The 13,388-nt window shown below is 69.4% G+C and carries 14 protein-coding genes; 13 read left to right on the top strand and 1 reads right to left on the bottom strand.

Annotated features, from left to right (window positions below):
- Positions 1 to 9: 9 nt before the first annotated feature.
- Both V8686_RS16105 and V8686_RS16100 read left to right on the top strand, forming a co-directional pair.
- Positions 10 to 852 carry a pantoate kinase gene (locus V8686_RS16105; protein WP_379706233.1) on the top strand — a complete coding sequence of 281 codons (843 nt, stop codon included), beginning with the start codon at positions 10 to 12 and terminating at the stop codon, positions 850 to 852.
- 38 nt (positions 853 to 890) lie between these two features.
- Positions 891 to 1,640: a 4-phosphopantoate--beta-alanine ligase gene (locus tag V8686_RS16100; RefSeq protein ID WP_379706230.1), complete on the top strand. Its 750-nt coding sequence runs from the start codon at positions 891 to 893 to the stop codon at positions 1,638 to 1,640.
- Between the two features lie 68 nt (positions 1,641 to 1,708).
- On the opposite strand, the gene V8686_RS16095 is transcribed toward V8686_RS16100, so the two are convergent.
- Positions 1,709 to 2,869 (bottom strand): pyridoxal phosphate-dependent aminotransferase, encoded by a 1,161-nt coding sequence (locus V8686_RS16095; protein WP_379706227.1) that lies wholly within the window; start codon positions 2,867 to 2,869, stop codon positions 1,709 to 1,711.
- Between the two features lie 79 nt (positions 2,870 to 2,948).
- Here V8686_RS16095 and V8686_RS16090 point away from each other — a divergent pair, with 79 nt between their 5' ends.
- The 11 genes from V8686_RS16090 (at position 2,949) to V8686_RS16040 (ending at position 13,360) form a co-directional block, all read left to right on the top strand.
- Positions 2,949 to 3,698 carry a class I SAM-dependent methyltransferase gene (locus tag V8686_RS16090; RefSeq protein WP_379706224.1) on the top strand — a complete coding sequence of 250 codons (750 nt, stop codon included), beginning with the start codon at positions 2,949 to 2,951 and terminating at the stop codon, positions 3,696 to 3,698.
- 154 nt (positions 3,699 to 3,852) lie between these two features.
- Positions 3,853 to 4,344 (top strand): hypothetical protein, encoded by a 492-nt coding sequence (locus V8686_RS16085; protein WP_379706221.1) that lies wholly within the window; start codon positions 3,853 to 3,855, stop codon positions 4,342 to 4,344.
- Positions 4,345 to 4,450: 106 nt separating this feature from the next.
- Positions 4,451 to 6,565 carry a methionine--tRNA ligase gene (gene metG / locus V8686_RS16080; protein WP_379706218.1) on the top strand — a complete coding sequence of 705 codons (2,115 nt, stop codon included), beginning with the start codon at positions 4,451 to 4,453 and terminating at the stop codon, positions 6,563 to 6,565.
- Between the two features lie 42 nt (positions 6,566 to 6,607).
- The gene (pyk, locus tag V8686_RS16075) at positions 6,608 to 8,362 is read left to right on the top strand and encodes a pyruvate kinase (protein WP_379706215.1); all 1,755 of its coding nucleotides are present in this window, start codon (positions 6,608 to 6,610) and stop codon (positions 8,360 to 8,362) included.
- A gap of 44 nt (positions 8,363 to 8,406) precedes the next feature.
- The gene (locus V8686_RS16070) at positions 8,407 to 8,607 is read left to right on the top strand and encodes a DUF7312 domain-containing protein (protein WP_379706212.1); all 201 of its coding nucleotides are present in this window, start codon (positions 8,407 to 8,409) and stop codon (positions 8,605 to 8,607) included.
- Between the two features lie 64 nt (positions 8,608 to 8,671).
- Positions 8,672 to 9,280 (top strand): NfeD family protein, encoded by a 609-nt coding sequence (locus V8686_RS16065; protein WP_379706210.1) that lies wholly within the window; start codon positions 8,672 to 8,674, stop codon positions 9,278 to 9,280.
- Positions 9,281 to 9,341: 61 nt separating this feature from the next.
- Positions 9,342 to 9,866, top strand: coding sequence for a transcription factor (locus V8686_RS16060; protein ID WP_379706207.1), 525 nt, complete (start codon positions 9,342 to 9,344; stop codon positions 9,864 to 9,866).
- The gene (locus tag V8686_RS16055; protein WP_379706205.1) at positions 9,866 to 10,534 is read left to right on the top strand and encodes a DUF2110 family protein; all 669 of its coding nucleotides are present in this window, start codon (positions 9,866 to 9,868) and stop codon (positions 10,532 to 10,534) included. The genes V8686_RS16060 and V8686_RS16055 overlap by 1 nt, the downstream gene beginning before the upstream one ends.
- Before the next feature lie 3 nt (positions 10,535 to 10,537).
- The gene (locus tag V8686_RS16050; protein ID WP_379706203.1) at positions 10,538 to 11,335 is read left to right on the top strand and encodes a DUF5803 family protein; all 798 of its coding nucleotides are present in this window, start codon (positions 10,538 to 10,540) and stop codon (positions 11,333 to 11,335) included.
- Between the two features lie 50 nt (positions 11,336 to 11,385).
- Positions 11,386 to 12,117, top strand: a complete 732-nt coding sequence (locus tag V8686_RS16045) for a competence/damage-inducible protein A (RefSeq protein WP_379706200.1) — start codon at positions 11,386 to 11,388, stop codon at positions 12,115 to 12,117.
- Positions 12,118 to 12,301: 184 nt separating this feature from the next.
- Positions 12,302 to 13,360 carry an ATP-NAD kinase family protein gene (locus V8686_RS16040; protein WP_379706197.1) on the top strand — a complete coding sequence of 353 codons (1,059 nt, stop codon included), beginning with the start codon at positions 12,302 to 12,304 and terminating at the stop codon, positions 13,358 to 13,360.
- Positions 13,361 to 13,388 lie beyond the last annotated feature (28 nt).

Genomic DNA, 13,388 nt, shown 5'->3' with positions numbered 1-13,388 from the left:
CCGGACTCGATGCCCGACGAACCGACCGCGTTCGTCCCCGGCCACGTCACCGGCTTCTTCAGCCCTGCGCCCGCCGACGACCCGGCGCGGGCGGGATCTCGCGGCGCCGGACTCACCCTCACCGACGGCGTGGCCGTGACGGTCCACGAGGCGGACGAGCCGGGCGTCGTTCTCGACGGTGACGCCCTCCCCATGCCGCCGGTCGAGACGGTGCTCTCGGGCCTCGGGGTGGCCGACCGGGCGCGAGTCGTCGCCGAGAGCGATCTGCCCCTCGGCACCGGCTTCGGCGTCTCGGGCGCGATGGCGCTCGGGACGGCACTGGCCGCCAACGTCCGCTTCGGCTGCGAGCGCTCCGCGAACGACCTCGTGACGCTCGCCCACCGCGCGGAGGTCGAAGCGGGGACGGGCCTCGGCGACGTGGTCGCCCAGGCCCGCGGTGGCGTCCCCATCCGTCTCGAACCCGGCGCGCCGGCGTACGGTCGTCTCGACGGCGTGCCCGCGACGCGGCGTGTCGAGTACGTCACCTTCGGCGACCTCTCGACGGCCGAGGTGCTGGCCGGCGACACCGACCCGCTCGTGCGGGCGGGGGAGGCGGCGCTCGACCGACTGGTCGACCGCCCGACGCTCCCGACGCTCGTCGCCGAATCGCGCCGCTTCGCCCGCGACGCCGGGTTGCTCACGGACCGGGTGCGCGAGGCCGTCGACGCCGTCGCCGCCGCCGGCGGTGCGGCGTCGATGGCTATGCTCGGGGAGACGGTGTTCGCGCTCGAGACGGGGCTCACGGACGCCGGGTACGACGCGTCGGTCTGTCGAACCTGTGACGCCGGCGCCCACCTCGTCGACGGTGGCTGATCGGGGGGCTTTTATCCGGGCCACCGAATCGGGAGCGCATGGCCGAGGCCGAGATTCCCGAAGACCACCCCCGTCACGACTCGCTGGTGACCCGTCACCGCATCGAGGCGGGCGTCGAGAAGGGCATCACCAGCAGACAGGGTCTCATCGCCCAGGGGCGCGGCGAGGCCTTCGACTACTTGCTCGGGGAGCGGACGCTCCCCTCGGCGGACGCGGCGGCGCGTGCGGCCGCCGCGCACCTGTTGCTCGCCGACCATCCCGTCGTCTCGGTGAACGGCAACGCGGCGGCGCTGGTGCCCGGCGAACTCGTCGCCCTCGCCGACGCCGTCGGCGCGGATCTGGAAGTGAACCTGTTCAACCGAACCGAGGAACGGATGCGGGCTATCGTCGACCACCTCCTCGACCACGGCGCGAGCGAGGTGAAGGGACTGGCCGCGGACGCCCGCCTCCCGAATCTGACCCACGAACGTGCGAAAGTCGACGCGGACGGTATCGCCGACGCGGACGTGGTGTTGGTGCCACTGGAGGACGGCGACCGCGCCGCGGCGCTTGCCGACCTCGGGAAGGCCGAAATCGTGATCGACCTGAATCCGATGTCGCGGTCGGTGCAGGTGGCCGACGTTCCCATCGTCGACAACATCCTGCGGGCGATTCCGAACATCACGGCCCATGCACACGAGCTAGCCCACGCCGAACGGGCCGAACTCGAACGGATCGTCGGGGCGTTCGACGCGGCGGCGACACTCGACGACGCGGAACGCGCAATTCGGGACGGCGACCTCTCGTAGCCTCCGGGAGCCATCGCACACCCGGCCGACGGACGGCGTTTCACCGGGCCTCCGTGATGCCCGTCTCGCTACCGGGCGTCGGCGATGGCACGTTCGAGGCGGTCGAACCCCACCTCCAGTCGGTCGAGGCTGTTGGCGAAACTCAGGCGGAGCCAACCGTCACCCGCCTCGCCGAAGCCGTCGCCGGGGGCGAGGACGACCCCGTACTCCCGGAGGAGGTGCTCCGCCATCTCCAGGCTCGTTCCCGGCAGATCCGGGTCCAGAAAGGCGTAGAACGCGCCCTCCGGACGGGGACAGTGCAGGCCGTCGATGGTCGCGACTCGCTCGACCACGTAGTCGCGCCGCTCGCGGAAGGCATCGTACATCTCGGTGGCGTCGGCCTGTGACCCGGTCAGCGCCGCGAGGGCGGCGTGTTGACTCACGCTCGACGCACAGGAGGTGGTCGACTCGTGGATCTTCGTCGCCTGGTCGACGATGTCGGTCGTCCCCGCGAGCCACCCCACTCGCCACCCGGTCATGGCGTAGCGCTTCGAACAGGAGTTGACCGTGAGGACGTTCTCGGGGTGGCCGGTCATGGCGGCGACGCCTTTGGGGTCGCGCTCGTAGGAGAGCCCGAGGTACACCTCGTCGGCGACGACGTAGGCGTCGTGGGCGGCGGCGGCGTCGACGACGGCACGGACGGCGTCGGCGTCGTACGTCTGCCCAGTGGGGTTGTTGGGTGAACAGAGAATCACCAGGGCCGTGTCGGGACCGATGGCGTCGACGAGGCGGTCGGCGTCGAGGGCGAACCCCGTCTCCGCGGGCATCGGAACCGGCGTGGGCACGCCGTCGGCCATCCGGGTCTGGACCCAGTAGTTGGGGAACCCGGGCGTCGGGAAGACCACCTCGTCGCCGGGCGAGACGGTACAGAGGGCGGCGAGGTGCAGCGCCTCCATCCCGCCGGCGGTGACGATCACCTCGTCGGGGTCGACCCGGACGCCGTAGTCGCCGGCCATGTGATCGGCGATGGCGTCTCTGAGTGCCGGGTTGCCGGCGTTTGTGGTGTAACTGGTGTGGCCGTCCCGTGCCGCCGCGCAGGCGGCGTCGACGACGTGTGCGGGCGTATCGAAGTCGGGGATGCCGACCTCCAGGCGCACGAGGTCGTCGTCCATCTCCTCCGCGATGTCGAACATGTAGCGGATACTGGAACGCTCGACTGCACGGACGCGGTCAGTGGGTCCGAGTGTCATAGTCGGCGGTGGCCGGGCGGGATCAAAAGGCGTTCGATCGACCCGTCAGCTACATGCCGTCGCGGTGTCGACTGCACCCATGGCTCCCCGTCCGTACTTCTTCGGCGTCTACCACTGGCGTGAACGCCTCCGCCGGATCGCCCTCTCGGTTCTTCTCCTCGCGGCGTCGGTCGTCGTCTTCCGTCGGGGGCGGCGAGCGCTCCGTGTTCTCGCCGTCGTCGTGAGCGCCGGCGCCTGCTACCGCGGCGGCGACGCCGCCCGCCGCTTGCTCTCGCCACCGCCGTGGGCACTCGACCGGCGGAAGTACGACGCCCTCGGGTCGGTTCTCGCCCTCGACGGTTCGGACCGCATCCTCGACGTCGGATGTGGCACCGGGCGGTCGCTGGTCGGTCTCGCCCCACATCTCCCGGCCGGTGCGTCGGTCGTCGGCTGTGACGTCTTCGACGACCGGGTGATCCTCGGCAACGGGCCGGCCCTGGCGCGGCGAAACGGGGCGCTCGCCGGCGTCGACGTGTCGCCGGTCGCGGGCGACGCCGCCCACCTCCCCTTCGCCGACGGGGCCTTCGACGCCGTAACGGCCTGTCGGGTGCTCCACGACGTGCCCGAGGCCGACCGGGACGCCGCGTTCGCGGAGCTCCGGCGCGTGTGTGCCGACGACGGGACCGTGGGACTGCTGGAACTCCCCATCACGCCCGACGGCGTCGACGACCACGAGGCGTACTGGCGGGGGTGTCTCGAAGCCACTGGGCTGGCCGTCGAGCGCGTGGCGACCGTCGACCGCCCGACCCGGGACGGGACGTACGTCGCCATCGCGGCGACACCCGCGTGACCCATCGCCCCGGATCGATCCATCCCTGCGGCGGTCGACCCGTCGACCGAAATATATCTTGTGGCCCGTCGCCGGTCGTCAGATTTAGACCTCGTTCGTTCCTCCCGCCACTGTGAAAACACGCGTATCAGCGATCACGATCGTGGTCGCGGCGATGGCCCTACTCGCGGGCTGTTCGGCGTTCGGTGGCGGTGGGTCCGGGGCCGGCGCGGAGACGGGGACAGCGGTTCCCGACGAGCAGGTGGCCGTCGGTAACGAGGCCGCGGGCGCGACGGACGTCAATCAGACGCTCCGCATCACGGTCGACGAGACGACCGCGGGATCGGAGTGGGCCGAAATCGGTGCGACGTATCCACGTGATCGGTTCGTCGTCGATTCGGCCACACACGAGGCGATCACACTCGGCGTCGATACCGACGGCGACGGCGAGATCGACCGTCGGTTCAACGAGACCCACGTCAGTGGCGTCAACAACAACGAGTTCTCCTTCGACGTGACGCTCGACACCGGCTACACCCTCCAGGAGGGTGACGTGATCGTCGTGGGCTATCCGGCCGTCGATAACCCCGACGACCCCGGGGAGTACGAAGTCGAGATCCGGCTGAACGGCGAACAGACCGTCACCGGGACGGTCACGGTCGAGTAGCCCGTCGGTCGGCGACCCGCCGCGTCGGTAGGGGGTCCCGACCGGCCGACCGGACGTGTCGTCCGCAACCGGGGGGCTTTAGGCGCCCATCGCCGACTACACGCGTATGAGCCACGAGGAGTTTCCCACGGATCGACCTGCGGTGGTGACCTGTGGGTTGCCCTACGCCAACGGCGACCTCCACATCGGCCACCTGCGAACCTACGTCGGCGGGGACGTGTACACCCGCGCTCTGCGCAAACTCGGACAGGAGACGGCCTTCGTCTCCGGATCGGACATGCACGGGACCCCCGTCGCGGTCAACGCCGAGGAGGCGGGCGTTTCCCCCGAGGAGTTCGCCCTGGAGTGGCACGAGACCTACGAGGAGACGTTCCCGAAGTTCGGCGTCGAGTTCGACAACTACGGGCACACGCACGACGAGACGAACGTCGAGACGACGAAAGAGATCGTACGGACCCTGGACGAGAACGGCCACGTCTACGAGAAGGAGATCATGGTGGCCTACGACCCCGCGGAGGATCAGTCGCTCCCGGACCGCTACGTCGAGGGCACCTGTCCCTACTGTGGCGCGACGGCCCGCGGCGACGAGTGCGACGAGGGCTGTGGTCGCCACCTCGAACCCGGCGAAATCGAGGACCCCCGGAGCACCATCACCGGCAACCCCGCCGAGTACCGCGAACAGACCCACAAGTTCTTCCGCGTCTCGGCGTTCCAGGACTACCTTAGTGAGTTCCTCGACCGCCTCGAAGGGACCGCGAACGCGCGGAACCAGCCCCGCGAGTGGATCGAGGGGGAACTCCGCGACTGGTGTATCACCCGGGACATGGACTGGGGGATCGACTACCCGGACGGCGAGGAGCCACGCTCCTCGGAGAACACGGAGTCCGGCGACGGGAGCGACTTGGTGCTCTACGTCTGGGTGGACGCCCCCATCGAGTACGTCTCCTCGACGAAACAGTACACCGAACGCGTCGGCGCCGACGTCTTCGACTGGGAGGGTGCCTGGAAGGACGACGGGGACATCGTCCACGTCATCGGTCGCGACATCATCCAGCACCACACCGTCTTCTGGCCGGCGATGCTCCGCGGCGCCGACTACGGCGAACCCCGCGCCGTGATGGCGAGTGGGTTCATCACGCTCAACGGCAAGGGCTTCTCGACCTCCCGGAACCGCGCCGTCTGGGCCGACGAGTATCTCGACGAGGGGTTCGATCCGGACCTCCTTCGCTACTACCTCGCCACCAACGGCGGCTTCCAGCAGGACGTGGACTTCTCGTGGGAGCGCTTCCGCGAACGCGTCAACAACGAACTCGTCGGGACGGTCGGCAACTTCGCCTATCGCTCCCTGCTCTTTGCCTACCGCGAGTTCGGCGGGACGCCCGACGCCGACCTCTCGTCCGAGGTGCGCGACCGGATCGAGGACGCTATCGACGACTTCACCGCCGCCGTCAACGACTACTCGGTGCGCGACGCCGGCGACGCCGCCGTCTCGCTCGCGGCCTTCGGTAACGAGTACATCCAGCAGAACGAACCGTGGAACCTCGTCGACGAGGACCCCGAGCGAGCGGCGCAGGTGCTTCGCGACTGCGTGCAGGTGGCGAAGGCCGTCTCGGTCCTGTTCGCGCCGGTCGCCCCGGGAACCTGCGAGCGCCTGTGGTCACAGGTCGGTGGCGACGGTTCGGTCCACGACGTGACCGTCGAGGCGGCGCTCTCTCCGCCGGCGGCCGAGTTCGACGAACCGGACGAACTCTACGAGAAGATCCCCGAGGAGCGCGTCGAGGAACTGAACGCGAAACTGGCCGAACGGGTCGAGGCGGCCGACGACGGGGCGGCCGACGACGGGGCGGCCGACGACGAGGCGGCCGACGACGGGGCGGCCCCCGACCTCGAACCACTCGAACCCGACCGGATCGGCTTCGAGGAGTTCCAGGACCTCGACATGCGCGTCGGCGAGATTCTCGACGCCGAAGGGATCGAGGGCGCGGACAAACTCGCTCGTCTCGTCGTCGACATCGGCGTCGAGGAGCGACAGATCGTCGCCGGCATCAAACAGCTCCACGACCTGGACTCGCTGCCGGGCACGCGGGTGATCGTGCTGGCGAACCTGGAACAGGCGGAACTGTTCGGCGTCGAGTCCAACGGGATGGTGCTCGCCGCCGGCGACGAGGCGGCCCTGTTGACGACGGTCGGCGACGCGGTGCCGGGCGAGCGCGTGCGCTGATCGGCCGACCGGCTTTTTCACCTGGCCCGTCGAAGTGGCGGTATGCGACGGGCAAAGATCGTCTGTACGCTGGGCCCCGCCTCCGACGACCGGACGACGATCCGCGAACTCGCGGACGCCGGGATGGCCGTGGCCCGGCTCAACGCGAGCCACGGCTCCCACGAGGACCGCGCCGAACTGATCGAGCGGGTCCACGCGGTCGACGCCGCCATCGACCACCCGCTCTCGGTGATGCTCGACCTCCAGGGGCCCGAGGTCCGGACCGCCACCCTCGACGAGCCGATCGACCTGCCCACCGACGGGACCGTCCGGTTCGTCGAAGGTGACGCCGCGACGCCCGAGGAGGTCGGCCTCTCCTACCCCATCGCCGCCGTCGACCCCGGTGACCGGGTCCTCCTCGACGACGGCCGGATCGAGACGCGCGTCGAGGACGTCGAGGGCGACGTCGTGACCGCACACGTCGTCTCCGGCGGCGAACTCGGGAGCCGAAAGGGAGTGAACATCCCCGGTGTCGACCTCGACCTCGACGTGGTGACCGACCACGACCGCCGGGACATCGAGGTGGCCGTCGAGACGGGGGCGGACTTCGTCGCGGCGAGTTTCGTCCGCGACGCCGCCGACGTCCTCGCCGTGACCGACGCCATCGAGAACGCCGGCGGCGACCTTCCCGTCGTCTCGAAGATCGAACGCGCCGGCGCGGTCGACAACGTCGACGAAATCGTCGCGGCGTCCTACGGCGTGATGGTCGCCCGCGGCGACCTGGGGGTGGAGTGTCCGCTGGAACACGTTCCGATGGTACAAAAGCGGATCATCCACCGCGCACAGGACGCGGGCGTGCCCGTCATCACCGCGACGGAGATGCTCGACTCGATGATCTCTTCGCGCCGCCCGACCCGCGCGGAGGCCTCCGACGTCGCGAACGCGGTGCTCGACGGCACCGACGCGGTGATGCTCTCGGGGGAGACGGCCATCGGCGACCACCCCGTTCAGGTCGTCGAGACGATGGATCGCATCGTCCGCGAGGTGGAGGCGAGCGACGAGTACGTCGAGACGACCGAGGGGCGAGTGCCCGCGGCCGCCGAGGGGTCACAGACGGAGGCGCTGGCGCGTGCGGCCCGGTATCTCGCCCGTGACCTCGGCGCCGCGGCCATCGTCTCCGTCTCGGAGTCGGGGTATACGGCGCGTGCGACGGCGAAGTTCCGGCCGACCGTCCCCGTCGTGGCGACGACGCCCCGGGATCGAGTGCGCCGACAACTCGCGCTCTCGTGGGGCGTGGACGCCCAGTACGCCGCCTATCGCGAGGACATCGAGGGGATGATCGACGCGGCCGTCGACGCCGCCATCGACGCCGGCGCCGCCGAGAGCGGCGACACCGTGGTCGTGCTCTCGGGGATGATGACCGAACTGGAGGGGACCAACTCGACGAACATGCTGAAAGTCCACGTCGCCTCCGAGACGGTCGCCACGGGACGGAACGTCGTCGCCGGGCGCGTCGCCGGGCCCGTGTTCCGGTGTCCGGACGGTGACCTCTCGGACGCCCCAGCGGGCGCCATCGTCGTCCTGCCGGCCACCTTCGACGGGCAGTTCTCGGGCGACACCGCGAAGATTGCGGGCGTCGTCGACGCGCGCCCGGGGATGACGAGTTACGCCGCGATGGTCGCGCGTGAGCGCGGCGTCCCGATGGTCAGCGGCGCCCCCATCCCCGACGACGTGGCCGACGGGACGACGGTGACGGTCAACGCCGACCGCGGCGTCGTCTACGAGGGCGACGTGACTCCCCGCGAGCACCCGCGCTGAGCGAGGCCGGTACCCCTTTCCGTGGGCGCCCGTTACCGGGAGCTATGAGCGCAGTTCCGGAGGAGGACCGCGACGACGACGAGTCCCAGTGGCGGTTCGCCGTCGACGAGGTTGGCGAGGACGCGGACCCCGTCGGCCCGGACCCCATCGAACCGGGCACGCCGACCATCGAGAACACGGTGTTCGTCCTGATCGGCGTGACGCTCTCGGTTCTGATCTTCTACGTCGCCCTCGGAAGTCTGTAAGCGTCCGTGGCACTGATCACCGGCGGGCCGGTAGTATAAACGCCCGCGGCCCAAAGGTTCGGCTATGGCCGTCTCGACGAGCGTCCTCCAGACGGGGATCGAACTCGGTCCCCAGACGCTCCCACTCCTCCTGGTGATCGCCGGCCTCGGGCTCTCCATCGCCGAGGCGATGGCTCCAGGGGCACACTTCGCGGTGCTCGGCGTCGCCTTGCTCGCCGCGGGCATCGTCGGAATGCTCCTCGGCCCGGTCGCCGGCCCGCTCGTGCTCGCCGTCCTCGTCCTCGTCTTCGGGGGGTTGGCGCTGGCCGGCTACCGGCGATTCAATCTCTACGGTGACTCGGGCATCGGACAGACGAGCGATTCCAGTTCGCTCCGCGGTCGGACGGGGCGCGTGACCGAACGGGTGACGACGCAGTCCGGCGAGGTGAAACTCGACCGGGGTGGGTTCAATCCCAACTACAGCGCCCGGTCCATCGACGGCGAGATACCCGTGGGAACGGAGGTACTAGTGGTCGATCCGGGCGGGGGGAACGTCCTCACGGTCACCTCGCTCGACGACATCGAGGACGACATCGACGCCGAACTCGCCGCGGGACGCGCCGAGGAGACCGAGGAGGCCGCCGACGAGGACAGCCGGGAACCGACGCGCGAGGAGGAATCGGAGCGCGCTTGAGCCACGGCGGCCTGCAGCCTGACCGTGGCGTTTAAATCGTCGCCGGACCGAACGGGACACAATGGCTTTTGAGGAGCTGCTGAGCGATCCGGTGATCCAGAAGTACCTCCACGAACTCGTCGGTCCGACGGGGATGCCGGTCGCCGCCGCGCCACCGGACGGGGAGGTGACGGACGAAGAGCTCGCAGAGGAACTAGAACTGGAACTGAACGACGTGCGTCGCGCCCTCTTTATCCTCTACGAGAACGACCTCGCCAGCTACCGTCGCGTCCGCGACGAGGACTCCGGATGGCTCACCTACCTCTGGACGTTCCAGTACGAGAACATCCCGGAGAACCTCGAAGAGGAGATGTACCGCCTGCTCGACGCGCTGGAAGAGCGCCTCGAGTACGAACGCACCCACGAGTTCTACCTTTCGGAACCGGCGGGCATCCGCTTCGAGTTCAGTGAGGCGATGGAGTTCGACTTCCAGTGTCCGGAGACGGGCGCACCGCTCGAACCGATGGACAACGACGACCTAGTCGAGGCGACGGAGCGACGGATCGAGGAACTCCGGAACGAACTCAACGTGGAAATCACCCGCTGATGGTCGTTCTCGCAACCAAATGTTACGTCGAGGGGTCGGCCCGGGAACGGGCGCTCGACGGGATGAACGCGCTGGTCGACAACGCTATCGGTGACCTCGACGTGACCTGGGAGGTCGGCGTCCGACACGACGACTTCGTCTCGGTGACGATCAGCGGCGACGACGAAGTGGCCGCACGCAACGTCCTCGGCGCGGAGTGGGGGACCGTCGGCACCGGCTTCGAGGACGGCGAGACCTACGTCGGCACGCTCGAATCCTGGGACGAGGACGGCTTCGTCCTCGACGCCGGCGAGCGAGTCCGGATCCCGGCCGCCGAACTCGGCCTCGGCCCGGGGTCGCCGTCGCAGATCCGCGACCGGTTCGGCCTCGTCCAGCACCTCCCGCTGGAGTTCGTCGCCGGCGACACGCCCCGGCTCTCGGACGCGGAGCGCGACCGGCTGTTCGAGTGGACTCGCGGCGACAACGGCCGGCTGAACGTCAACAGCGCCACGCGGGGCGAGGTGCGGGCGACGCTGAACCGCGCCGGTCACGCCCGCGACGTCGTCACCGTCGAACGCCTCGGCCTGCTCGAACAGAGCGTCGTCTGTGCCGAGGGTACCGATCCGCCGGGACTGCTCGCCAGCGTCGGCGAGTACCTCCCCGCGGAACTGAAATGCGTCATTCCCTGACCGATGAACCGCCGTCACCTGCTTCCACTTCTCGGGCTCGTGGCGCTCGTGCTGACCTCGGGCTGTGCCGGCTTCTTCGGCTCCCAGCCGATTTCCGACGAACAACTCGACGAGGAACCGCCGTCGCCGTACGTCTGGGACAACGGGGTGAACGCCCACGTCACCATCACCGAGAACGCGCGGTTCCAGGCGGTCTACCGGCTCGACGAGACGCGGATGGAGCTGTTCCGTCGCGACGGGTTCGGCGGCCGGAACGCCATCCCCGTCTCGGCCGTGCGGTATCGTTATCCGAACGGCACGGTCATCACGGGGACCGAACTCGTCGCCCGTGGCGGGACGATCAACCGCTCGCGCGAACGGGTCTCGGTCAGGCTGCCCGCCGACGCTCCCAGCGATGGCGGCGGCCGTCTCGCGTTCACTTCCTCAAGTACGCCCAAACGGTTTAGCCTCCCGACGTTCGTCAACGGCTCCTACGCGGTCGTGTTGCCGCCGAACCGCCGTGTCGAGGTGTTCCCGTTCGGGAAGGTCAACCCCGGTGGCTACGAGGTAGCGTCGGCCGGCGACCAGCGGATCATCCGCTGGGATAGCGTGGAGGCCGACTCCATCTCGGTGCAGTTCTACCTGCAGCGCGACCTGTTGATCTTCGGCGGTGCCGCGGCGGGACTGGCCCTCGTCGGGGCCGCCGGGCTCCTCTACTACAAGCGTCGCATCGACGCGCTCCGCGAACGGCGGGAGGAACTCGGTCTGGACGTGGACACGGACGACGAGTTCCGCGACGACCCGCCCCCGGGGATGGGGTGATCGGGGTCCGGGTCGCGACTGTTTTCAACCTCGCCACTCTACCCTCCCTCATGCGAGTCGCGGTCGTCACCGTCGGCGACGAACTGCTCTCCGGGGACACGGTCGACACGAACGCCTCGTGGCTGTGTAACCGCCTCGACGACCGCGGGGTGTCCGTCGAGCGGATCACGACGGTCCCCGACCGAATCGCCGACATCGCTCGCGTGGTCAACGAGTACCGCGCGGAGTACGACGCCGTCCTCGTCACCGGCGGGGTCGGTCCGACCCACGACGACGTGACGATGGACGGCGTCGCGGCGGCGTTCGGGCGGGACGTCGTGCCCAACGAGGCGGCCGAGGCGTGGATCGCCGACCACGGCGACTACACGGCCGCCGATCTGACCGAGGGAACCGCCCACCTTCCGGACGGCGCGCGGATGCTCCCGAACCCCGAGGGCGTGGCGCCAGGGGCGGCCCTCGACTCGGTGTACGTCCTCCCGGGTGTTCCCGTGGAGATGAAGGCGATGTTCGAGACGGTCGCCGACGAGTTCGAGGGTGAGCGGCGATACGTCGAGGAGGTACGGACGACAGAACCGGAGAGTGCCCTCATCGCCCGCCTCGACGGGGTGCAAGAGCGATTCGACGTCGCCGTCGGGAGCTATCCCGGCGAGTCGGTGCGGCTGAAAGTCATCGCGGCCGACACGGAGACGGCGCGGGCGGCGGCCGACTGGCTTCGCGAACGCGTCGACCTAGCGGCGGAGGTAGAGCAACCAGAGCAGGGTGACGCCCAGACTGGCGAGTAGTACGACCGCACCGGTCGCCTCGATGGGGAGCGGTTCCCCGGACTGAAGTGGGAGCATAGGTGCTCCTATCGACGGCAGTCGCTTAAACGTTCGTCAACGGAGTTGGACGGTCGCCGTACCGTGCTCACGACGTCCGTCGTCGGGCAGTCGCGGCCCTTTTCACCGTGCCCACGTATCCCACACCATGCGACTCGGGTTCGTGATCAACCCCATCGCCGGCATGGGTGGACGGGTCGGCCTAAAGGGGACTGACGGGAAGGTCGCGGAGGCGCGCGCCCGGGGGGCCGAACCGCGCTCGCCGGACCGGGCGCGGCGAGCACTCGGCGCCATCGCCGACCGGGTCCCCGACGCGACGATTCTGACGTGGGGCGCGCCGATGGGGGCGGACCTGGCCCGCGAGGCGGGGTTCGATCCCGAAGTACTGGGGACGCCCGCGGGCGAGGAGACGACGGCGGCCGACACGCGGGCGGCGGTCGAGGGGTTCGTCGACGCCGGCGTCGACCTCGTCTGTTTCGTCGGCGGCGACGGTACCGCTGCGGACGTGGCCGACGCTCTGGACGGAACGGAGACGCCGATGCTGGGGATTCCCGGCGGTGTGAAGGTGTACTCATCGGTGTTCGCCGTGTCGCCGGAGGACGCCGCCGACGTGATCGCCACCTTCGAGCGGACCGAACGCCGCGAGGTGATGGACATCGACGAGGACGCGTACCGCGAGGGTGCCGTGAACCCGGAACTTCGGGCGGTCGCCTGGGTGCCGGTCGGCGAGAACCTGCAGTCCTCGAAACAGACCGGGAGTGGGAACGTGGAAGCCGTTGCCGAGGGGTTCGCCGACGGCGTGGAAGCTGGAGTGACCTACGTCCTCGGTCCCGGGAGCACGCTCGGGGCCATCAAGGACGCTCTCGGGTTCGACGGATCGCCCCTCGGCGTCGACGTGTGGCGCGATGGCGAGGTGCTCGCGTGGGACGCCACCGAGGCGGAGATTCTCGACACGCTGGGCGACCGAAACGTGATCGTCGTCTCGCCCATCGGCGGCCAAGGCTTCATCTTCGGCCGCGGGAACCCACAGCTCTCGCCGGCGGTCATCCGCCGGTGTGAGGTGGAAGTCGTCGCCTCCCGGGCGAAACTCGACGACATCGGGACGCTGCGCGTCGACACCGACGATCCGGAACTCGACGCGGACCTGCGGGGCTGGACGAAGGTGCGGGTCGGTCGGTTCGAACGGCGGTTGCTGGAAATAGCCTAAAACCGCCGCACATCAACATCTATCATGG

The sequence above is a fragment of the Haloplanus litoreus genome (assembly GCF_045690335.1).
Lineage (GTDB): Archaea > Halobacteriota > Halobacteria > Halobacteriales > Haloferacaceae > Haloplanus > Haloplanus litoreus.
Note: the sequence above shows the minus strand (reverse complement) of the source record. Positions and strands in the feature narration are given on the sequence as shown.

What these genes read in the sequence shown, in the direction of transcription:
- V8686_RS16090 (WP_379706224.1), top strand. Translation starts at nt 2,949, where the DNA reads ATGGCTCCCCGTCCGTACTTCTTCGGCGTCTACCACTGGCGTGAACGC.
- V8686_RS16045 (WP_379706200.1), top strand. Translation starts at nt 11,386, where the DNA reads ATGCGAGTCGCGGTCGTCACCGTCGGCGACGAACTGCTCTCCGGGGAC.
- V8686_RS16065 (WP_379706210.1), top strand. Translation starts at nt 8,672, where the DNA reads ATGGCCGTCTCGACGAGCGTCCTCCAGACGGGGATCGAACTCGGTCCC.
- metG (WP_379706218.1), top strand. Translation starts at nt 4,451, where the DNA reads ATGAGCCACGAGGAGTTTCCCACGGATCGACCTGCGGTGGTGACCTGT.
- pyk (WP_379706215.1), top strand. Translation starts at nt 6,608, where the DNA reads ATGCGACGGGCAAAGATCGTCTGTACGCTGGGCCCCGCCTCCGACGAC.
- V8686_RS16055 (WP_379706205.1), top strand. Translation starts at nt 9,866, where the DNA reads ATGGTCGTTCTCGCAACCAAATGTTACGTCGAGGGGTCGGCCCGGGAA.
- V8686_RS16085 (WP_379706221.1), top strand. Translation starts at nt 3,853, where the DNA reads ATGGCCCTACTCGCGGGCTGTTCGGCGTTCGGTGGCGGTGGGTCCGGG.
- V8686_RS16040 (WP_379706197.1), top strand. Translation starts at nt 12,302, where the DNA reads ATGCGACTCGGGTTCGTGATCAACCCCATCGCCGGCATGGGTGGACGG.
- V8686_RS16100 (WP_379706230.1), top strand. Translation starts at nt 891, where the DNA reads ATGGCCGAGGCCGAGATTCCCGAAGACCACCCCCGTCACGACTCGCTG.
- V8686_RS16105 (WP_379706233.1), top strand. Translation starts at nt 10, where the DNA reads ATGCCCGACGAACCGACCGCGTTCGTCCCCGGCCACGTCACCGGCTTC.
- V8686_RS16095 (WP_379706227.1), bottom strand. Translation starts at nt 2,869, where the DNA reads ATGACACTCGGACCCACTGACCGCGTCCGTGCAGTCGAGCGTTCCAGT.
- V8686_RS16070 (WP_379706212.1), top strand. Translation starts at nt 8,407, where the DNA reads ATGAGCGCAGTTCCGGAGGAGGACCGCGACGACGACGAGTCCCAGTGG.
- V8686_RS16050 (WP_379706203.1), top strand. Translation starts at nt 10,538, where the DNA reads ATGAACCGCCGTCACCTGCTTCCACTTCTCGGGCTCGTGGCGCTCGTG.
- V8686_RS16060 (WP_379706207.1), top strand. Translation starts at nt 9,342, where the DNA reads ATGGCTTTTGAGGAGCTGCTGAGCGATCCGGTGATCCAGAAGTACCTC.